The organism is Candidatus Pantoea bituminis (assembly GCF_018842675.1).
Lineage (GTDB): Bacteria > Pseudomonadota > Gammaproteobacteria > Enterobacterales > Enterobacteriaceae > Pantoea > Pantoea phytostimulans.
Genome location: NZ_JAGTWO010000002.1, coordinates 61862 through 81172 on the forward strand (window position 1 = coordinate 61862; position 19311 = coordinate 81172).

General features: G+C 48.5%; 17 protein-coding genes and 6 pseudogenes. 9 read left to right on the plus strand and 14 right to left on the minus strand.

Features of this window, described 5'->3' with window-relative positions; all coding sequences use genetic code 11:
• The first annotated feature begins 303 nt into the window (after positions 1–303).
• Together KQP84_RS02125 and KQP84_RS02130 are read left to right on the plus strand one after the other, a co-directional pair.
• The gene (locus KQP84_RS02125; protein WP_215845034.1) at positions 304–1221 is read left to right on the plus strand and encodes a DMT family transporter; all 918 of its coding nucleotides are present in this window, start codon (positions 304–306) and stop codon (positions 1219–1221) included.
• Between the two features lie 19 nt (positions 1222–1240).
• On the plus strand, positions 1241–1966 hold the full coding sequence (locus KQP84_RS02130) for a cyclase family protein (protein WP_215845035.1): 726 nt from the start codon (positions 1241–1243) through the stop codon (positions 1964–1966).
• 190 nt (positions 1967–2156) lie between these two features.
• On the opposite strand, the gene KQP84_RS02135 is transcribed toward KQP84_RS02130, so the two are convergent.
• A complete protein-coding gene (locus KQP84_RS02135) occupies positions 2157–2741 on the minus strand; it encodes a TetR/AcrR family transcriptional regulator (protein ID WP_215845036.1) in 585 nt (194 codons plus the stop codon).
• A 125-nt stretch (positions 2742–2866) separates the two neighbouring features.
• Between KQP84_RS02135 and KQP84_RS25825 the strand changes: the two are divergent.
• Positions 2867–3034 (plus strand): annotated as a pseudogene (locus KQP84_RS25825) (IS110 family transposase); the annotation flags it as partial.
• 584 nt (positions 3035–3618) lie between these two features.
• On the opposite strand, the gene KQP84_RS25020 reads toward KQP84_RS25825, so the two are convergent.
• Positions 3619–4161 (minus strand): LysR family substrate-binding domain-containing protein, encoded by a 543-nt coding sequence (locus KQP84_RS25020; RefSeq protein ID WP_252515139.1) that lies wholly within the window; start codon positions 4159–4161, stop codon positions 3619–3621.
• Positions 4158–4463: a LysR family transcriptional regulator gene (locus KQP84_RS25025; protein ID WP_309140122.1), complete on the minus strand. Its 306-nt coding sequence runs from the start codon at positions 4461–4463 to the stop codon at positions 4158–4160. The genes KQP84_RS25020 and KQP84_RS25025 overlap by 4 nt, the downstream gene beginning before the upstream one ends.
• A gap of 155 nt (positions 4464–4618) precedes the next feature.
• On the opposite strand from KQP84_RS25025, the gene KQP84_RS02145 reads away from it, so the two are divergent.
• Genes KQP84_RS02145 through KQP84_RS02160 form a run of 4 tightly spaced genes read left to right on the plus strand, consistent with a single transcriptional unit; the run spans position 4619 to position 7783 of the window.
• On the plus strand, positions 4619–5287 hold the full coding sequence (locus KQP84_RS02145; RefSeq protein ID WP_215845037.1) for an RraA family protein: 669 nt from the start codon (positions 4619–4621) through the stop codon (positions 5285–5287).
• Positions 5284–5946, plus strand: a complete 663-nt coding sequence (locus KQP84_RS02150; RefSeq protein WP_215845038.1) for an RraA family protein — start codon at positions 5284–5286, stop codon at positions 5944–5946. Before KQP84_RS02145 ends, KQP84_RS02150 begins: the two co-directional genes overlap by 4 nt.
• Positions 5946–6575: an RraA family protein gene (locus tag KQP84_RS02155; protein ID WP_215845039.1), complete on the plus strand. Its 630-nt coding sequence runs from the start codon at positions 5946–5948 to the stop codon at positions 6573–6575. Before KQP84_RS02150 ends, KQP84_RS02155 begins: the two co-directional genes overlap by 1 nt.
• Complete coding sequence (locus tag KQP84_RS02160; protein ID WP_215845040.1) at positions 6572–7783, plus strand: pyridoxal phosphate-dependent aminotransferase; 1212 nt, start codon at positions 6572–6574, stop codon at positions 7781–7783. The genes KQP84_RS02155 and KQP84_RS02160 overlap by 4 nt, the downstream gene beginning before the upstream one ends.
• Positions 7784–7819: 36 nt before the next feature.
• Here KQP84_RS02160 and KQP84_RS02165 read toward each other — a convergent pair whose 3' ends face one another.
• The 11 genes and pseudogenes from KQP84_RS02165 to KQP84_RS25035 form a co-directional block, all read right to left on the minus strand.
• Entirely contained in the window at positions 7820–8233 is a 414-nt protein-coding gene (locus KQP84_RS02165) for a hypothetical protein (RefSeq protein ID WP_215845041.1), read from the minus strand.
• The gene (accC, locus tag KQP84_RS02170; RefSeq protein ID WP_215845042.1) at positions 8223–9596 is read right to left on the minus strand and encodes an acetyl-CoA carboxylase biotin carboxylase subunit; all 1374 of its coding nucleotides are present in this window, start codon (positions 9594–9596) and stop codon (positions 8223–8225) included. The genes KQP84_RS02165 and accC overlap by 11 nt, the downstream gene beginning before the upstream one ends.
• Positions 9596–9769 (minus strand): annotated as a pseudogene (locus tag KQP84_RS02175) (acetyl-CoA carboxylase biotin carboxyl carrier protein); the annotation flags it as partial. The pseudogene KQP84_RS02175 and the gene accC, both read right to left, overlap by 1 nt.
• A gap of 279 nt (positions 9770–10048) precedes the next feature.
• Positions 10049–10824: pseudogene (locus tag KQP84_RS02180) on the minus strand (LamB/YcsF family protein).
• A gap of 17 nt (positions 10825–10841) precedes the next feature.
• A pseudogene (locus KQP84_RS26095) lies at positions 10842–11802 on the minus strand (5-oxoprolinase subunit C family protein).
• Positions 11747–12503 (minus strand): annotated as a pseudogene (locus KQP84_RS02200) (5-oxoprolinase subunit B family protein). The pseudogenes KQP84_RS26095 and KQP84_RS02200 overlap by 56 nt, the downstream one beginning before the upstream one ends.
• Positions 12504–12505: 2 nt before the next feature.
• Positions 12506–13824, minus strand: a pseudogene (locus tag KQP84_RS02205) (MFS transporter).
• The gene (locus KQP84_RS02210; RefSeq protein WP_215845047.1) at positions 13821–14477 is read right to left on the minus strand and encodes a DUF4286 family protein; all 657 of its coding nucleotides are present in this window, start codon (positions 14475–14477) and stop codon (positions 13821–13823) included. Before KQP84_RS02210 ends, KQP84_RS02205 begins: the two are co-directional and overlap by 4 nt.
• 342 nt (positions 14478–14819) lie before the next feature.
• A complete protein-coding gene (locus tag KQP84_RS02215) occupies positions 14820–15782 on the minus strand; it encodes a LysR family transcriptional regulator (protein WP_215845048.1) in 963 nt (320 codons plus the stop codon).
• Between the two features lie 198 nt (positions 15783–15980).
• Complete coding sequence (locus KQP84_RS02220; RefSeq protein WP_252515186.1) at positions 15981–16529, minus strand: alpha/beta fold hydrolase; 549 nt, start codon at positions 16527–16529, stop codon at positions 15981–15983.
• On the minus strand, positions 16526–16798 hold the full coding sequence (locus KQP84_RS25035; RefSeq protein WP_252515140.1) for an alpha/beta fold hydrolase: 273 nt from the start codon (positions 16796–16798) through the stop codon (positions 16526–16528). The genes KQP84_RS02220 and KQP84_RS25035 overlap by 4 nt, the downstream gene beginning before the upstream one ends.
• Before the next feature lie 1386 nt (positions 16799–18184).
• Here KQP84_RS25035 and KQP84_RS02225 point away from each other — a divergent pair.
• Together KQP84_RS02225 and KQP84_RS02230 are read left to right on the plus strand one after the other, a co-directional pair.
• Entirely contained in the window at positions 18185–18571 is a 387-nt protein-coding gene (locus KQP84_RS02225; protein WP_215845049.1) for a helix-turn-helix domain-containing protein, read from the plus strand.
• A 110-nt stretch (positions 18572–18681) separates the two neighbouring features.
• The gene (locus KQP84_RS02230) at positions 18682–19182 is read left to right on the plus strand and encodes a hypothetical protein (RefSeq protein WP_215845050.1); all 501 of its coding nucleotides are present in this window, start codon (positions 18682–18684) and stop codon (positions 19180–19182) included.
• Positions 19183–19311: the final 129 nt, after the last annotated feature.

The window sequence follows — 19311 nt, forward strand, 5'->3', positions numbered from 1 at the left end:
AGAAATCATCCCGTTTTTTTTGCACCATTGCAGTCAAATCCTAAAAATAATTATTGGAAAACATAAGATTAACCAGCACCAATCAGGTGCATCATTGCACCTTTAGTGCCCGCTTTAATACAAACAAAAATGAAAACCCTTTATAAATAGCCCTGTTGCCTAGATCTAATGCTGGCACGAGACTTGCACTATTAATTACACGCTCAAGATGAGAAGTAATATAGTCAAAGTCATCTTGAAGCGTCATTTTTAAAACAAACTGTAAAAATGCAGAGGGCATCCCTGTGCTTAAAGGTGAGGACTATGAATAAAAAAATTATTGGTTTGCTGGCTGTGGCGACGTGTTATGTATTAATAGGTTCAAGCTACCCCATCGCTCAGGAGGCGGTTAGTACTATACCAACGTGGACGTTTACAGGAATTACTATTTTTATAGGATTTCTGTTTCAGTTGCCATTCTCTTTATTTAAAGAAAAAACTAACTGGATTTCCATCAGCTTAAAAGACTGGTCCAAAGTGTCGGTTGTGACTCTTTTAGGAAATATACTTTATACAGTCTTTCTTCTCTATGGGATGAGTAACACAAACGCAACAACTGCGGCTGTAGTTTCAAGCTCTGTTCCGGCACTGGTGCTGTTGTTATCATTCGTTTTTCTTAAAGACAAGCTTAAGTCAACAATGATTATTTCAGTTGCACTGGCAATTGTGAGCGTCATTATGATGTCTATCCCGGAGAAAGGCAGTGATACAAGTTCTTCTTTTTTTGGTATGTCAATGCTGGCGTTATCAGCATTATCAAATGCTATTTATGTGATAGTTGCAAAAAAACTCACATTAGCTCTAAAAACCTGGACATATTCTGCTGCTATTTGCTTTGCGGGATTTATTTTCACGCTACCAATGATCCTCTCTGAGTTAAATAATTTTGATATTTATTCTCTTAATTCTTACCAGGTGATAACTATGATTTACTACGGTATTTTTGTCTGGGCATTACCTATATATCTTTTCCTTACAGGCATAAAATATGTCTCAGCAACGACTGCAGGAATGATGTTTTCTTTTATTCCACTGTCTTCTCTTCTTACAACAGTATTTTTTTACAATGGTCACGTAAGAACTATTGATGTTATATCCATTATCATGGTTATCACCTCTGTAATTATTTCCGAAGTGACTTTTAAAAAGTCCTCTTTAAAAAACCAGACCAAAACAGCTTAGACAAAGACAAGGTAAATTTATGAAAACGAAAAAGCTGCTAGCTACTGTTATTTTATCAAGCCTGTTTCTCAGTGGATATTCATCTGCAGGCTTTCAGCTCCCTCAACCGGAACGGTATGTCGAGCTTAATCATGCTTTGACAGATGGTATGATAACTTATCCAGGCGAGAGCATGGTGAAACATCTGAATCCTCAACCAAGATATCCTAACGGTTCTTTAGTAGATGGTCTGGCGGTTCTTGGTATTTCAGGAACATATATTGATTCACCACATCACGTTGACGAAAAGCTCGGGAATATCAGCGCCTATCCACTGTCAAGTCTGGTTAACCTGCCGATTACGGTAGTGACGCTTCGTAAAAATGCCAGAGTGTTTGAAATAGAAGATTTTGAAAATACTGACGTGAATGGTAAGGCCGTACTTCTCTTTACCGGGCAGGATCGCAAATTTGGTCAGCCAGACTATATGGAGGAGTCGCCTTATCTCTCTGGTGCAGCTGCGTCATGGCTTGTAAAACATGGAGCAAAACTTGTGGGTATAGATTCAGTTTTAATTGATAATCCTAACGCACCTGACGCAGCGGTACCGGCACACAATATCTTACTCAAAAACGGCGTGGTTGTAGCGGAAGATATGACTAATATTAAGAATGTAGTAGGCACGCAGGCTTATCTTACTGCCGTACCTCCGAGAACGCCTACCACCAGTTTTCCAGCGCGAATTTTTGCTGCAGTCTATAAATAAATTTTTATTAGTGATTATTGCTTTATATAAGCGCCGGAAAGATTTTTATTACGGACCGGCGCTTATATTTCATCGTAGAGCCCTTGCAAAAATAAAAGGGTGTTCCAGGAAGGATTCTGGCAATAACCGAGTCGACTAAATGCATTTGTCAAAAAATGCTAGTGCTGCGATTACTTCCAGCTTACATACTTTAACTGCATATTATTGCTTTAAGTATCTTAATGAAATCTGGTGTGGTTTTTTCTATATCAAACGCATTATTAATAGCTTTTCTCGCCATAAGTCCGTCGATCAGAGAGAATATCACAATGGTAACCTGTTCTAAATCTATTGATGAGGGAAATTCACCAGATTTTATTCCGTCCCTGAGGAATTTATGAATTCCTTCCCTGAGAATAATGTCGCTTTTAATATAATAATCTCGCAATATATCATTGCGGGAGGATTCAGCCATCATTTCCAGCCATAAATGGTTATGATTGCTTGGGTAGAAATCACTGTCGGTAAGGCAATATTTAAAAATCACCTCATAAATCCTTTCAAGATTATTACCTTTGAAAGAGTCATCATAGGCGCTTAAAGCTATCCTTTGTTCTTCCAGAACAATAGCAATGAAAAGCTCTTCTTTACCTGTAAAATAAGTGTACATAGCGCCCTGGCTGATCCCTGCACGCTGAGTTATTTCTCTCACACTTGTTGCGGCATAACCTTTTTCAGCAAAGCAATTGAAGGCCGCATCCAATAGCTTTGTGTAAGTACCTGATTTATATGTCATTTTGATGTTGTGTTATATGTTGTCTTTATATAATTTTCTGAATTTTACCACTTAATCATGTCGTGTTCTTCTGCTTAAATTTAGCTTAACCATAAGCTTTTTCTCTGCCAAACAAATTTTGTTAACTAATAATCCGCTGGCTCAGTCTGAAACAACTCAAAGGGATCCGCAGCGATACCGCTCGGCATTTTATGAATGCCAAAGGTGGCCCTGCTATTGCGTGCTCAGAACAGCGAGTTACAAGTATTGCCAGTGCTATTCCCCTTACCTCCGATAAAAGTGTCATCGAGGCGATAAACTCATTCAGGCATCGTTTCCCGGAAGTTAACCTTACCGTTACAGAAGCAAATTCCTCCATTTTAAGTGCCGGCCTTGAAGCAAAATGAATGGATGTGACTTTGTTACGTCTTGCCGCGCACGCTCCGGAGAATCATCTACTGGCAGGAAAGCGAGGAAAGCTCGACCTGGACTAAATAAGGTCTGGACCCTTTATTCTTACTCCGGAAAATGCCGGTGCCAGCCTTCGTGAGGCATTGATTCCGGCCTGTTACAGTGCAGGATTCAATCCAATCGAAGGCCAGAAAGCTCAGCATGTCATCTCAATACTTACGGTTGTTGTAGCCGCACTGGGCGTTGCTTGGTGCCCGAGTCGTTGATGCAGTTCAGGCTTGCCGGGGGCTGTTTCAGGTGGGGCAGGGCCCCGGCTCCTGTCATTGATCTGGCTGCCGTGGAGAATAACAGAAATAAAAATCGTATAGTTGGAAATTTTCTTTCCCTAGCGGCACTACAGACTGGCAGCCGGGCCCTGTAAGAATGAATGCTGGCAGGTGATCAGACAACGGATTCATTTTATTAGGAGTTTGTTTCAGGCGGCACATTACATTTGCCTGATCATCTCAATAAACATATCCACAGCCGGATTATTTCTTGCGCTGAACCAGGCGACTGCGGTTGTAATGACCTTGATATTATTTTCAAGCGGCAGGGTAACTACGTTGGCAGGTGACAGCCGCTCAAGCGTTGAGGGAACGAGCGCAATGCCCTGTCCGCAGCTTACAAAGGCAATCTGAGAGGCAACAGAGCGAACTTCATGGATTATCCGTGGCGAAAAACCCTGCGCACGGCAGGCGACAATGATGCTGTCGAAAAACACCGGGCTGAGATGGCGGGCAAACATAACCCATTTTTCATTACACAATGCCTCAAGCGAAATACTGTTTTTACCGGCGAGATGATGGTCATGGGGCAGGGCAACAACCAGGTTATCGCTGGCCAGCGGCAGAGATTTAATATCATTTCCTAGTTCGCCTGTAAGGCGTGCAAAAGCCAGGTCAATATCACCACTCTGCAGCAAAGGGATGGCCTCTGCGCTGTCTATCTCTTTTACGGAAATGGTCAGCTCAGGCATCGCTTTTTTCATTTTTCCAGATAGGCAGGCAAAACATCGAGCATGGCCGTACTGATAGCGCCGACGGTAAGTATGCCAGTATGACCTGCAATAGCTTCGCGAATGGCCAGATCAAGACGTTCCACCTGTTCGGCAAATTTTCTCACCGCGGGCAGGATTGCCTGCCCGGCAGGCGTTAATTGAACCCCTTTCCGGGATCTGTCAAACAGCCGTACCTTTAATGAGCTTTCAAGCACCTGAATCTGTTGCGTTAACGGGGGCTGTGTCATGCCAAGCCGTTTAGCAGCACGACCAAAATGCTTTTCTTCTGCCACGGCCAGAAACAGCCACATGTGTCGTAATATACGAAAATTAATCATATTCCTCTCGATATATTTTTAATATTAAAACCATCTTCTTTAAAGATTTTACCTATCAGGATAGTCGTTCAATAGTGGGGGTAAATCAACCCACCACCATGGATAGCGTCATGTCATCTCTTTCCCTGCTCGACAGACTTGCCAGCCTTGATACTAATACCGTTTCTGATGCCCTGGATTTCCTGGAACTTCCGGGTGCGACATACGGCCTGCGCCCACTCTGGGAGTGTCCAAAAATTGTCGGGCGTGCCAGCACCATTCAGCTCGGTCCAAAGACCGATGCCAGACCTACTGTTCATCTCATTACACCGGTGATTGACGCGATTACCACAGACGATCGCGTTCTGGTGATCGCCGGCGGTAAAGAAGGGATATCCTGCTGGGGTGACATTATTGCGAACGCTGCGAAGGGTAAAAAAGTACGCGGTTCAGTGCTGGATGGCATGAGCAGAGATATTGAAGGCAGTGAGGAAATTGGCTATCCGGTCTATGGTCGCGGGATCACTATGATAAGTGCCCGTAACCGCATCATTCAGGTCGATTCAGGTAACTCGGTCATCATGGCTGACGTCACGGTAAAAGAAAATGACTATGTGATTGCGGATCGTTGCGGAACGGTTTTTATTCCCGCTGAACGCATTGAGGAAGTCATTACGCTGGCTGAGAAAATTGCGCATCGCCAGAACGGCATGGTAGCCGCCGTACGCGAAGGGCGCTCTGTGGCCGAAGTGATGCATGACAGCCAGTTTGAAGCCATTAAACAGGATGAAAAAGCATGAACGAAACTGAAAAACACCTCATTGAGCTGTTCAAAGGACTGGATACCGCAGGCGTCTCTGACGCACTCGATAAGCTTGGACTGAGTGGACAATGTTTCGGCGTCATGCCGCTTGATAATTACAGGCAACCTGTCGTGGGTTTTGCGTATACCGTACGTTACGAGCCTGCCAGTAATCCTCCCGGAACTGTAGGTGATTTTATTGACGATGTACCAGCCGGGTATGTGGTTGTCATCGACAATAACGGACGCACCGACTGTACGGTCTGGGGTGATATCATGACACAGCTTGCTGGCAACAATGGTATTGCGGGCACCGTCATTGATGGCGTTTGTCGTGACGTGCATAAAGCATTCGGTGACGGGTATCCGATCTTCTCGAAAGGCCGCTTCATGCGCACCGGCAAAGATCGCGTTCAGATCAATGCCATTAATCAGCCTGTATCAATTGGTACTGCGCGTGTGGAAGCAAACGATATCGTCGTGGCGGACGCCAGCGGTGTGGTGATCGTACCGCGTGACAGGGCAGAAGATGTTGCTCGTGTAGTTCATGAGATTGAAAAAACTGAATCAGCCATCCGTCAGGCATTGGCTGAAGGTAAATCATTGCGCCAGGCGCGCCAAGAGCAGAATTATCACTTACTGCAGAGGAAAGCATAATGCCACTTTATACAGAAGAGCAGGCACAACGCGCGTTGCAGTTGGGTAGCTCTACATTGTTCGAAGCCTCTGGTTTGAATTGCGCGGTTGTTCCAGAGATTAAAGCCGTCTGGCGCGGTATGGGTGTTGCTGCGCCAGCTTACCCACTCGCCTGTTCGCCGGGTGATAATCTGGCATTACATCTTGCACTGGAAAAAGTGCCAGAAGGCAGTGTGCTGGTTGTGACAACGGATAATTTCATCGCAGGTTACTGGGGCGAAGTGCTGACCGTAGCCGCACAGGCGGCAGGGGTAAAGGGCCTGATCATTGATGGTGGCGTACGGGATATTGCAGCAGTACAGAAACGCGGCTTCCCGCTTTATTCGCGCGGTGTTGCAGTGCGTGGCACCATCAAAGCGAGCTATAAGTCGGTTGGCGAGCCTGTCAGCTTTACCGGCATCCCTGTTGCGGCCGGAGACTTGGTCGTTGCTGATGATGATGGCATTGTCATTATCCCGGTTCAGGACGTGGCACGCGTCCTTAATGCTTCCGAACAGCGTGAAGCGAAAGAGCGTGTGATGATGCAAAAATTGGAAGCAGGCAGCACCACGGTTGATTTAATGGGTCTGGCTCACTGGAGAACACAATGACAAAAGTGCAGCAGCTCAATCGCTACCTGGAGCGCGGCAAACCGTCGGCCACCTATCGTATTATGGATAAGGTGGCAGAGCTGAAAGTACAGGGGCGCAACGTCATTTCACTCAGCGCCGGAGAGCCTGATTTTCCGACACCGAAGCACATCTGTGCCGCAGCCATGATGGCTATCCAAAATGGCCATACCCGCTATACACAGGTTGCCGGACTGAGGTCCTTACGCGAGGCTGTTGTGCGAAAATTCCGGCTGGATAACGGACTTGACGTCAGCTGGCAGGAAACCCTTATCTGCAACGGTGGTAAACAGGTTATTTATAATGCCCTCGCTGCCACGCTTAATGATGATGATGAAGTAATTATTCCGGCGCCTTACTGGGTGAGCTATCCGGAAATGGTACAGCTGTGTGGCGGGACACCCGTAACGGTGGCGTGCGGCCAAGAAAGTGGCTTTAAAATCACACCTGAGTTGCTTGAGGCCACGATAACACCGCGTACGCGCTGGATTATTCTGAACTCGCCATCCAACCCAACCGGCGCAGTCTACAGCAGGGAAGAACTGACTGCACTTGGTAAGGTTTTGCTGAACCATCCGCAAATTCTCATCCTGTCAGATGATATTTACGAGCACCTCATTTTTGACGATATCGAATTTGCCACCATGGCAGCGGTCATGCCCGAACTTAAAGACCAGATTTTAACGATGAATGGCGTGTCGAAGGCCTGGGCTATGACCGGATGGCGTATCGGTTTCTGTGCGGGACCGCGCTGGCTTATCAGTGCCATGGAAAAGCTTCAAGGGCAACAGACTTCCGGTGCCAGTTCCATTTCACAGCATGCCGCGCTGGCTGCGCTGACCGGACCGCGGGATTTTCTGGCCACTTCCCGGCAGGCCTTCTCAGCGCGCCGTGATTTGATGGTCCGCATGCTAAACAGCGCACCCGGTTTACGCTGTGATACGCCGCAGGGCGCATTCTATGCGTTTGCAGACTGCAGCGCTCTTATTGGTAAAACTTCCGCAGCAGGTCGGTATTTCGCAACGGATGAGGATGTGGCAACCGCATTGCTGGAAGAGAAAGGCGTGTCGGTTGTGCACGGCAGCGCATTTGGCCTCGGACCTTACATTCGCATCGCCTATGCCATTGATAACATTTCTCTGGAAAAAGCCTGCCAGTTGATCATTGAGTTCTGTGAAACGGTTAAGTGACCGAACAGGAAGAGGCGTAAGCCTCTTCCTGTGCAACTAACTCACTACAAACAGAGGTTCGCCATATCCTACAACCGCATTCTCCTCTACCAGCGGCTCACTGATCGCACCGCCGATATCGACAATCACTTCGGCAACCACCTCTTCAAACTGCAGATAACCCACCACCTGACCAGCAGTAATCATACCAGGCAGCACTACTGGCTCGCTTAGCGGATGATTGCGCCTGAAGTAGCCCATTCCGGGAGAAGTAACAATGTGAGTTGCCGGAGCATCACTGACGACTATTTTTACCGCTTCGTTTTGGGTATTTATCCCAGCTGCTGACGCTACTTCTGCAAATGAGAGCGAGAGTGTTGCATCGCCAGATTTTATGCAGGCTTTCGTGATGCGACTGCGGCTTAACGTCGTGACAAGTTGCTGCAATTCACTGAATACATCAGCCTGCATGTTGCTCCTCCTCTGCCAGTGCACGTTTGTTCAGTAATTTTTCCAGATACTGAATTGTGAAACCTCCCTGCCGGAATGCGGTTTGCTGCAGCAGATCGAGTTGCAGCGGAATAGTGGTCACGATGCCATCAATTTCGCATTCTTCCAGCGCTACGCGCATACGATTAATCGCTTCTTCACGCGTTTTTCCCCACGCAATAATTTTCGCCACCATTGAGTCATAGTTGTGTGGCACGGTGTAGCCGGAATAAAGATGTGACTCTACGCGGATTCCCGGACCGCCCGGCGCGATCCAGGAGCGGACGAGGCCTGGCGACGGTGTGAACATTTCGGGATGTTCTGCATTGATACGGCATTCGATAGCATGGCCGGTGAAAACCACACTCTCCTGCGAGAATGAGAGCGGCTCTCCCTGCGCAATGCGTAGCTGCTCCGCCACAATATCAACACCGGTCACCATTTCAGTGACAGGATGCTCAACCTGCACACGCGTATTCATTTCAATAAAATAGAAATCACCTTTCTCATAAAGAAACTCAAAGGTGCCTGCGCCGCGATAGCCCAGTTTAATGCAGGCATCCGCGCAAATGCGTCCGATCCGGCGTATTGCCTCTCGTGCCACACCTGGCGCGGGAGACTCCTCAATCACTTTCTGATGGCGCCGCTGCATTGAGCAGTCTCGCTCGCCAAGCCACACGGCATTGCCGTGTTGATCTGCGAGTACCTGAATTTCAATATGACGCGGGTTTTGCAGATATTTTTCGATGTAGAGCGCGGCATTACCAAACGCGCGCTGTGCTTCTTCACGGGTTAATGCCACAGAGCTGGCGAGTTGCTCCGCTGACCGCACGATACGCATACCACGCCCGCCTCCTCCGCCGGATGCTTTAACAATGACGGGATATCCGATTTTTTCAGCGATGGTTGTAATCAGGGCAGGATCAGCGGGCAGTTCACCGTCCGAACCCGGCACGCAGGGTACGCCAGCACGCAGCATCGCTTTTTTGGCTGCAACTTTATCACCCATTTCCCGGATAGAGTGCGCAGTCGGCCCGATAAAGGTGAGTCCCGCATCCTGTACTTTTTCGGCAAACGCGCTGTTTTCTGATAAAAAGCCGTAACCCGGATGAACGGCATCTGCACCAGTCAGCTTTGCCGCAATCAACAGGGCTTCATGATTCAGATAACTCGCTGACGATGCTGCCGGCCCGATGCAGATGGATGACGTTGCCAGTTTCACATGTCGCAGATCCTTATCATTTGCTGAATAAACCGCAACAGTCTCAAGACCAAGCGTATGGCAGGCACGTAATATGCGCAGCGCAATTTCACCACGGTTAGCGATAAGAACTTTACTGAACATCAGACCACCTCAATTTCAAATAAAGGCGTGCCAGGGATTACCACCTCAGTATCTTTCACCAGTACACGCACTATCTTGCCTTTCCGGCTGGCTTCGACCACATTCAACATCTTCATCGCTTCAATGATACCCAGCTGCTGCCCTTCAACAAATATGTCGCCGATTTCCACAAAGGGCTCAGCTCCGGGAGAGGAGAGTGGTAAAAGATCCCATGAAGCTCAGCGTTGATGACAGCAATATCGGGGCGGGTTGCGCGCTCCCCAGATGCTGAAGGAGCCGCCGGTGCTGTGTCAGGTGTGGTAACCACAGCAGCATGAACGCTGCTGTGGTTACCACTCAGACTGATATGCGTATCACCACAAATGAAGTCAATTTCAGTTAATGCCGGGGTTGATTCCATTAATGAAAACAACTGGCGAGTCAGGGCTATCCCTTCTGAAGTCGTCATGAACTCAGTTTCCCTGAGCTGAAAATGCGGTGACGCGAATGTTGTTGGCTTCGAGCAGGCGTCTGACTTCAGCAGCCATCGCAATCGCGCCAGGTGTATCGCTGTGGACGCATATGGTGTCGATGTGCACTGGCAACAACCTGCCGGAAAATGTCTCAATGCCGCCTGCTTTAATCATTCGCAGCATACGCTCAGCGGCTGCAACTGGATCATGCAATACAGCACCGGGTATTTTCCGGTTAACCAGATGCCCCTCTTCGTCATAAGCACGATCGGCGAACACTTCGGCTGCCGTTTTAATGCCTTTTTCTTTGCAGACACGCTCCATGACCGCTCCGGCGAAAGTGACGCAGGTAAGATTTTTATCCACCGCGAGAATGGCGTTAGCAATGGCGTTAGCAACGTCTTCTTCCGTTTGCGTCAGATTACCCAGTGCACCATGGGCTTTAACGTACGTTATTGGATGGCCTGCGTAGGCGGACATGCCCTGCGCTGCACCGATTTGATAAGCCACGAAACGTTCAATTTCACCTGGCGCGAAGGGAATAATGCGGCGGCCAAAACCCCATAAATCCGGAAAGCCTGGGTGAGCGCCAACCGCAACGTTTTTTCTCTGGCCAGCGCAAAGGTGCTGGCCATGATTTCCGGATCACCCGCATGAAAACCACAGGCAACGTTCGCGGAAGTGACGATATCCAGTATGGCCGCGTCATCACCCATTCTATAGGCACCAAATCCTTCGCCCATGTCAGAATTAAGATCTACCTGTAACAGAGACATAGTTTCCCCCTCAATAGTCAGGAATAAAGGTGTAAATTATTAATTAACAACGTTTGTTGAGAATGAAACTCACGGAGGTGATGTAAGGCCGTATCAATGCTGACTAATTCAAATCGTAACTGGCAGCCGGGCGGGCACTGTGCAACCTTCCAGAGTTCACTCTCGATAATGGTGGCAATCTTTGCATAGCCACCGCAGGTGTTAGCATCAGCAAGCTGAATGATGGGTTGTCCATCCGGGGAACCTGAATGGTGCCGGGCACAATGCCATGGGAAAGTAACTCAATATTCCGCGCTTTCAACAAAGCCGCGCCCTTGAGGCGATAGCCTAAACGGTTGGATTGCGGCGTGACCGTATATGCTGTCTGGGCAAATAGCTCCAGCGCTTCCTGAGTAAACTCGCTGAACTCAGCGGCGGAAAGGACTTTAACCGTAACGGTGCCCGAGCTTATTTCGCGCCAGAAATCAGGGACTGGTGCCGGAATGATACCCAGGGCAGAGCGTTTCCAGCTTCTGATATGGTGGGCCGCAAGCTTATCGCCACGCCTGAGCGCACGACCGGCCAGGCCTCCCAGTTCACACTTAAGGTCAGTTGACGCCGATCCCAGTACGGGCGGCACATTGATACCGCTGCGTACGGCGAGATAGATCCGCATGCCCTGCCGGGGCGCTCAATCACAAGAGTCTGACCCGCTTTCGCCTGCTTACGCCACCAGACGGAAACGGTTTCGTCATCCAGCGTTATGGCGCTGTTACCGCCGGTACAGGCAAACCAGACATCCTCTTCAAACTTTACGCGAAAAGGAAAAATGTTTATCTCAATAGCGGCAGTATCGGGATGGTTCCCAACCAGAACGTTAGCCAGCGAGAGCGCAAGCGTATCCATAGCACCGCCACGGCTTATCCCCTGGCTCATGTAACCGTTACGGCCCAGATCCTGAATCAGATTCAGAGCACCACTTGATAATACTTCCATCATAAATTGATACCTTCCACTTTAAAATGCACCCGGTCCCCTGGTCTGAGCAGGCAGGGGAGGCAGCGGCTGCATTAAACATGTCTGCAGTGGTGCTACCTAACAGATGCCAGCCGGAAGGGGCAGTGCAGGGCATCACACCCGTTTGTGCGCCACCAATAATCACTGAACCTTTTGGAATGCCCATACGGGGAGGCCAGACGTGGACGAGCCAGTTCTGGTGGCAGCCCGGTCATATACGCAAAACCCGGCATAGATCCTAGGCAGGCTACGGTGTAAACCGCCGCGCTGTGGAGCCCAATGATGTGATCAATGCTCAGCCCGGTTTCCTTGGACATTTGCGTTAAATCCGCTCTGGCTTCCCCGCCGTAAATCACGGGCAGTGCTACATCGCGTCCCTGAAGTGTTTCTCCTCTGGTTTTATTCCACTGCCGGATCAGAGCCTCCTCAGCCTGAAGCGGCGTCATACCAAGAGGATCAAAAGTGATGAGCAGGTTGTTCACACCGGTTATCACCTCACGGATATGCAGATGCGCTTTTTGCTCCTCCATCATTACGGCCAGTAACCAGATTCTGTTCTGAATGTCGCTCTGATATTTACCTCGCGCGGCATCGAATAACAGACCTCCTGCGCCGGCGTGGTTAATGACAAAGCCATTCCCGGTACGTAAATTTATGCCAGACGTGGTCGTGAGTGTTTGCATGCTTACTCCGCCAGAGGTTTGTGGGCTGTTTCTTTTGCGACATATAAAGCCAGGAGCGTGACAGCCAGTCCAGCGGTGGCAAAAATCGAAACCGGCAGGCTATGGTTATATTCCTTCAGCAGGAAGGTGATGATAAGGGGTGAGAAACCGCCACCTATAATGCCGCCAAGGGTGTATGCCAGTGAGGAGCCTGCGTAGCGGACGCGGGTTGGGAACTGTTCAGTGATAAACGCGGCCTGCGGACCGTACATCATCGCCTGAAAGATCATACCCACAACCACGGCAAGGATAATCAACGCGGGGTTGCTGGAATCAAGCAGATGGAAGAACACATACATCCAGATAATCGAACCCACCGCGCCCGTGCCGTAGACGGCTCTGCGACCTACCTTATCTGACAATATACCAAACGCGGGAACGGCGAAAATATGTACTGCAGCGCCCAGCATGGTAGCGGTAAGCGCCAGCGAACGAGGTAACTCAAGGACAGTAGTGACATAGGTCAGCGTGAATACCATCAAAATGGCATACATAATGTCTGAGCCGATGCGAACGCTGCCAGCGATAAGTAAACGCGACCAGTGCTTTGCCGCTACTTCTTTCAGAGGCATCTCGGCTTTATCACCTTTTTCTCCAGTTCTTTGAAGGCCGGAGTTTCATCGACGCCGTTACGCAACCATAAGCCAAGCACAACCAGCACAACACTTGAGAAGAAAGGAATACGCCATCCCCATGCCGTAAACTCGTCAGAACTTAACAGGTAGGTCAGTAACGCAATAAATCCTGCGCCGAGCAGCGTACCGAAAGAGGGACCAATCTGTGTAAAGGACGCATTGCGACCCCGTTGATCCTGACGTCCGTGCTCCATGGTAAGTAATACCGAGCCCGCCCATTCGCCGCCCAGCGCCATTCCCTGCAGAAAACGCAGGGATACCAGCGCGATTGGGCTCCAGATGCCCCATTCAAAATAGGTTGGCAGCAGACCCATCAGGCCTGTAACCACTCCCATCAGAATCAGGGTAGTGATAAGCACCCAGCGACGTCCCAGCTTGTCGCCGAGATGACCGAATATGATGCCTCCAAACGGGCGAGATATATAACCTACGGCGTAGGTTGAGAACGCCAGGATGGTGCCGACTAATGGAGAAAATGAAGGAAAGAAAATATGATTGAAAACCAGCGCCGCCATAAGGTTATAGACGGTAAAATCATACCATTCGAGCGTGGTGCCGATAGAGCTGGCCGCAGCCAGTCTTCCCATTTTGGACTTTTTGCCGTTTGTTTGTGTACGAGCAGTGGTTGAGAGCGTGGTTTCATTCATGACAGTAGCTCCGAAGAGGCAAGCTTCCAGCTCAATGCGTATCGTGCGGCATCTTGCAGCACAGCAGGAAGGGCGGCGGAGGCCAGGCGCATTGCTGAACCATTGGCGACGGGATCGCTGCTCTCGATAATGAACAGCGGACGCATCGTGCGTGTGGTTAGGTCCTCTTGCGGTAAGGACTTACTTAACTCGTCGATCGGGAAAATCACATAGCTGCGAACAAAGGTGTCATCGGTAGCAAGATGTTGACCCACCTGTTCACATATATCAGTGACGTCCTGTCGTTCCAAATCTTCCAACAGCGGTAATACAGTGATATAGGCGCCACTTCCCTGCCCGACGCTGGCCTCGACGTTACCAATACGACGGTAAGGATGGGTCATCAGTGGCAAAGTTTTGAGGGACCATTCACTCTGATTCACGAAGGCTCTGGCATAGGCAGGGCTGGCAAATACTTCAGTGGAGTCCGCCCAGTAAAGCGCGAGATGCCTGGGTTTTCCATCAATAGCTTTATAACGCGCAGCTGAAATCACACCCTCCATACGCACGCGCTCTTCAATGTGCTCACGATCGTACCAGCGATTGAAATCAGCCTCATCCGCAGGCCCAATATCTGAAGCAACAAATAACATACCGTTCGCATAGCTGGACATATTTGACTCTCATTCAGTGGAGGATATGTCCGGATAGTTACCGAGGTGACGGGTGAATACCAATGGGTTTTTATAGGGGTAGTGATAACTTTTTATTTATAACAGAATGATTTTAAAGGTGTTTATCGTGACGCGCATCACCATTCCAGTGCAATGAATTTATGAGATGTGGTGCAAGGAGTGCACCAGAACCGGGCGATGATTTTTTGATGCACTTAAGATGTTATATTCATAATGATTTAGTGAGCTCATCCTGATGCAGAGTAATGACGGATGAGAAATGAAACCTTCTGTAAATGCTCCGGCCGAATGCACCATGATGGTGCTTTCAGCCATTATGTATCAGGCGGGGTTATAAGGAGGAGGTACTGCATGAATGAATTTATTTGCATGATCAACTGCCAGTGAAGCAACGAAACGAATTGCATCAGAAGCATTACTCTCCAGATAGCTGATAACAAAGCCCTGAAGCGGCATTTCCAGATCACAGGGTATGTAACGTAAATCGCCCGATTTAAGAGCGTCTTTTACAGGCGCGAGAGGAATGAAGGCCTGGCCAAAACCATTTTTTACCAGTTTAACAATGGCTGCCAGCGAGTTAACGCAATGAATTTTTCCCACAGGAATTAAAGCCTGACGGTAGAGATCCTTCAGTGCCAGATAAGGATGGGAACCCCGACTCATCGTTATGACGGGGTTGTGCAGCAACTCAGTGATGGTTTCTTCGCGTGCGCCCTGAGCCAGGGGCCTCCCTACCCATCCCATAGACATGGGAAGCGTGGGCAGGCTGGTCATCCCTTCAGATATCAGCTGATCAGTCTGAAAAGCAATATCCACTTCGCCGTCGCAAAGACTGCGGTGCAGGCGCTCCGTGGCCTCCGAACTGAGCTGGATTTCAATGCCGGGATAGCTTTCCTGCAGATGATTAAGGAAATCAACCAGCCAGGTATGCACGATGGTGTCTATCACCCCGATACGAACGATCCCGAGTAACTGGTCACTTCTCTTACCGAGCCGCATAATTTCACGCTGCATCTCCAGCATGCGCTCGCTGTAGTCTACAAGCCTTGCGCCGGTTGGGGTGAGGCGAAGGATACTGGAATCGCGGACAAAAAGCTGTGCGCCTATTTCATCTTCCAGGGAGCCAATACGGTTAGAAATTGCGGCCTGTGTGAGATGAAGTTTTTCAGCCGCAGCCCGAAAACTCCCGAGACGCACTACACAGACAAAGGCTTCAAGAAATCGTGTATTCATGCTGTAAGATAAATGCTCATCATAAAGGCGGATTGAGCCAAGTCTTACCATTTAGAAAAGTAATCAGCCAATATGAAATTCTTTCGGACGCGATTCAGCAGATCATATTTGCATTTAAATTCGGAGAATCAGTACAAAGCTGAAGTGTCTGTGAACAGCTCCTGGCAAGGATATAAGAAGATCGTCTAAAAGCGTGACGGAAACTGATGCGATACCATACACATCGCATCAGTGACAGAGACTGATCAGTTAGAGGTTTAAAGCTAAAGCTGATTGCTGATGTTTGCTGATATTGCGCCACATTTCTACAGGATTAGAATACATAGGAAAATGGCCACAGTGAGATATTTCAGCAAGCGTAACGCCACGTTCCTGTATGTGTCCAAGATAACTTAATGAAGCATTCTGTTCGCCATACATAAACATCTTAGGGAAGGGAAGACTCAGAAACTTGGTCATCAGTTCTGCATGGTCAGAATAGTCCACCATAGACTTAAAAATATGCTTCACTGCACCGGCGCGAACTTTGTGACGGAGGCTTGCTGAATACAGTGCGCTTGCCCACGCTGAAGAATGCCGGGTGCGGCTAATGAATTCGTCGAAAAATCGGACGTCATCTTCTTCCGGATAATTAATGACCTGCCTGCTTAGGAAACAGTCTTCCGGGGCAATATTACCTTCTATATCCACAAAGCTGAGTACCCGTTCAGGGTGCGCATGGGCTAACATTAAAGCGGTGAGGCCACCCATGGAATGCCCGACCAGATGGAATCGCTCAAACCCGAGTCGGGTAATCATTGCCAACGCGGTATCCACCAAAAAGGAATTGAAATATCGCTGAGCGATTCGCACTCAGTTTCACCGCAGCCCGGAGCATCATAAGCAAGAAAAGGATGATCATTGAACTCGGCATAGTGAATGATATCAGCATAATCTTCTTTCGTTGAGCCAAAACCATGTAGAAAAACAACGGGCTCGCGTGTTCCTGAACGGTGGATTGCAGCTACATTTATGCGAACGTTTTTCACGCTAACATCGTAGTTCCGGGAAATAAATTCCGTAGACATCCGTCATCTTCCTTTAAAAATTTTGTCAGTTTGAAAACAAACATAAGGTGGTCAATTTGATCTGCTATGCAATGAATAAGTGATCTAATTGATAAAAGTAGCCACGTTTTGATTTCTGGAAAGTTTGTTTCGTCAGCGCATACGTTATGGTGATACGCATAAGACACTAAGCTTTTTGACTGATATGTAAATTATTTTTAAAAGAACTCGTTGATAGGTTTTTAATATCAGATTTAAACAAGCATCGATGAGCAACGTTCTGCTAATAAATGACTTAATGCACGCAGTCGCTAATAGTTGACAGATTGAATTAATCGGAGCCAGAACTTCAATTATTTAACTTATGGCTTTGGACTAAATCCAAATGTTACAGAGTAAACCTCTCCTGAAATCCCTGTATGCCATCATCTTTATGTTATGGAAGTTATTGTCATAACCTAAATATCATCGATGATTAAAAGCAGCAGCGCTAAACATTTCGTATGAATCCAGGACGTCGGGCATGCTTACATTCGTCATGATAATTTTTACGGAGTGTAACCAATGGATTGCAGTATGAATAAATGACTCACTCTATGTAGGATAGTAGTTCTTGCCAGTGGGCAACACGAACTAGTTACATCATTCAGTAATACTTCCCTTTAACCCCTTATCCGAGCCCCACCTGAACCCCCACGCCCATCTCCAACAAGACCCGCACCATACCTGAAGCCCGGCTGCCCCCACTGAACAGCCCCCGCCGCCCGGCCCGGAGGGCCGGATAAGTGGTGGCTGATAAATGATTGTTGTAACTAGTCAGTTTGGGGTCGCTGTGGGTAGTGCCGCGAGTGCTTTCTTTTGTCTCCGACCATCCAGGTCAGGTGCGCCTGAAAAGCCGCTGCTTAAACAGCGGTCGGGCAAGAGGATGTTCGGATGGAGGTGAAAAGCGCCTTATGCGTTCCTGTAGTGCGTCGTGAGCGCCTCCGGGCTTTAAAAAGACATTTGGTTCGTGAGTCAGGGGTAATTCCGCAAAGAAACGCTCTGTGTAATCAGTGGCTACGAAAAGGACATCAGAAATTTTTCACCTCCCCAGTGGACATCCACGACCCGTACAGAATTATCCTCGTTGGTATCATTCGAGTTGTACTGGTTGGAGGTTATTATTATTCAGAGGACATCTGAGACCGGAGGGAAGGGGTGAAACTGTCCTGTCACCTGGTGACAAATATGACTTATGCATTTGATTGCAACACCCAGAGAATTAAGTATAAATTAGTGATATTGAAACTAGCAGAGATTTCCGATGACGACCACCGCCGCTGCAACTGAAAGTGATGATGAAGCCCCCGTATTAAAAGCGGCAAGAAGCTCTGCGCGCATAGCTGATGCAAAGTGGGGGCAACCGTCATGAAGACAGGCTTTTGCCTGATTCCTTCTATTTTGCTTCGCTGTCAGCAACGAATCGGCCTCAACCCTACACAGCTTGCCGTGCTCCTGCAATTAGCCGATTTCTGGTGGAGCGCAGAGAGGAAGCCTTACCCGAGTAAACAACTGCTCAGCGAAAGGCTGGGTATCAGCCCCAGACAGGTTCAGCGGTACATCGCAGAGCTCGAAGAGGCAGGTCTGATTCAGCGTATCTACCGGCAGGCTGCGCATAAGGGAAAGCTCAGTAATGAATACGATCTGTCTGGTTTAGTCGAAAAGCTGAAAAAGCTGGCGCCCGAAATTATTGAGGCAAGCGAAATGAAGAAGAAGGTGACCCGTAAAGGCGGTTTGACCAAAACCAGGGCATAAAAAAACCCGCGAGGCGGGTTTAATTATTACTGCATTCTTTTGTCCCGGGGGAGGCTTTCGCCCGCTAGACCCGTGGCACTCAGGAACTATGGTATACCTAAGGAAAATACGTGTCAAACATGACTCCCCAAGACATCCAGAGAATTCGGGACGCGCTTTCAACCGCTCGCATGTCCACTTACGACCTCGCGGTAGTTGCGGGTGGTAAGTCTGCGCTCGATTTATATGCGTGGAATGCAGAAATCTCAGGCGCGCTTCTGGGGCCGCTTCACCTCTGCGAAATCGTTATACGCAATGCGGTTTCTGATGCACTCACCACAGTTTATCAGCAGAACTGGCCATGGAACCCTTCCTTTGAGCGAAGCCTGCCTCAACAGCGGAAAAATGAGCTCATTGCCACAAGAAACAGACATCCGAATACGGGAAAGGTAATCCCGGATCTTACGTTTTTTTCTGGCAAAACATGTTCTCAAACAGGCACTTTGGCCGTATATGGGATCCTCATATTCAACGTATTTTCCCAAACCTGGGCGCGCAACAGCCAAACCAGCAGAAAAGGATCCATATCCATGATGAGCTGGATGCAATACGGGAACTGCGCAACCGCATAGCCCACCATGAGCCTATTTTTAACCGAAATCTGCTGATGGACTACCAGAAAATTGTCGATCTGGTCATGCTAAGATGCCCGGTTACAGCACAATGGTTAATGGCCAATCAGACATTCACCACTGTGCTGG

Bases quoted from the DNA above. Each gene is read 5' to 3' on its own strand.
- KQP84_RS02125 (WP_215845034.1), top strand. From the start codon at position 304: ATGAATAAAAAAATTATTGGTTTGCTGGCTGTGGCGACGTGTTATGTA.
- KQP84_RS02130 (WP_215845035.1), top strand. From the start codon at position 1,241: ATGAAAACGAAAAAGCTGCTAGCTACTGTTATTTTATCAAGCCTGTTT.
- KQP84_RS02135 (WP_215845036.1), bottom strand. From the start codon at position 2,741: ATGACATATAAATCAGGTACTTACACAAAGCTATTGGATGCGGCCTTC.
- KQP84_RS25020 (WP_252515139.1), bottom strand. From the start codon at position 4,161: ATGAAAAAAGCGATGCCTGAGCTGACCATTTCCGTAAAAGAGATAGAC.
- KQP84_RS02145 (WP_215845037.1), top strand. From the start codon at position 4,619: ATGTCATCTCTTTCCCTGCTCGACAGACTTGCCAGCCTTGATACTAAT.
- KQP84_RS02150 (WP_215845038.1), top strand. From the start codon at position 5,284: ATGAACGAAACTGAAAAACACCTCATTGAGCTGTTCAAAGGACTGGAT.
- KQP84_RS02155 (WP_215845039.1), top strand. From the start codon at position 5,946: ATGCCACTTTATACAGAAGAGCAGGCACAACGCGCGTTGCAGTTGGGT.
- KQP84_RS02160 (WP_215845040.1), top strand. From the start codon at position 6,572: ATGACAAAAGTGCAGCAGCTCAATCGCTACCTGGAGCGCGGCAAACCG.
- KQP84_RS02165 (WP_215845041.1), bottom strand. From the start codon at position 8,233: ATGCAGGCTGATGTATTCAGTGAATTGCAGCAACTTGTCACGACGTTA.
- accC (WP_215845042.1), bottom strand. From the start codon at position 9,596: ATGTTCAGTAAAGTTCTTATCGCTAACCGTGGTGAAATTGCGCTGCGC.
- KQP84_RS02210 (WP_215845047.1), bottom strand. From the start codon at position 14,477: ATGTCCAGCTATGCGAACGGTATGTTATTTGTTGCTTCAGATATTGGG.
- KQP84_RS02215 (WP_215845048.1), bottom strand. From the start codon at position 15,782: ATGGTAAGACTTGGCTCAATCCGCCTTTATGATGAGCATTTATCTTAC.
- KQP84_RS02220 (WP_252515186.1), bottom strand. From the start codon at position 16,529: ATGATTACCCGACTCGGGTTTGAGCGATTCCATCTGGTCGGGCATTCC.
- KQP84_RS25035 (WP_252515140.1), bottom strand. From the start codon at position 16,798: ATGTCTACGGAATTTATTTCCCGGAACTACGATGTTAGCGTGAAAAAC.
- KQP84_RS02225 (WP_215845049.1), top strand. From the start codon at position 18,185: ATGAAGACAGGCTTTTGCCTGATTCCTTCTATTTTGCTTCGCTGTCAG.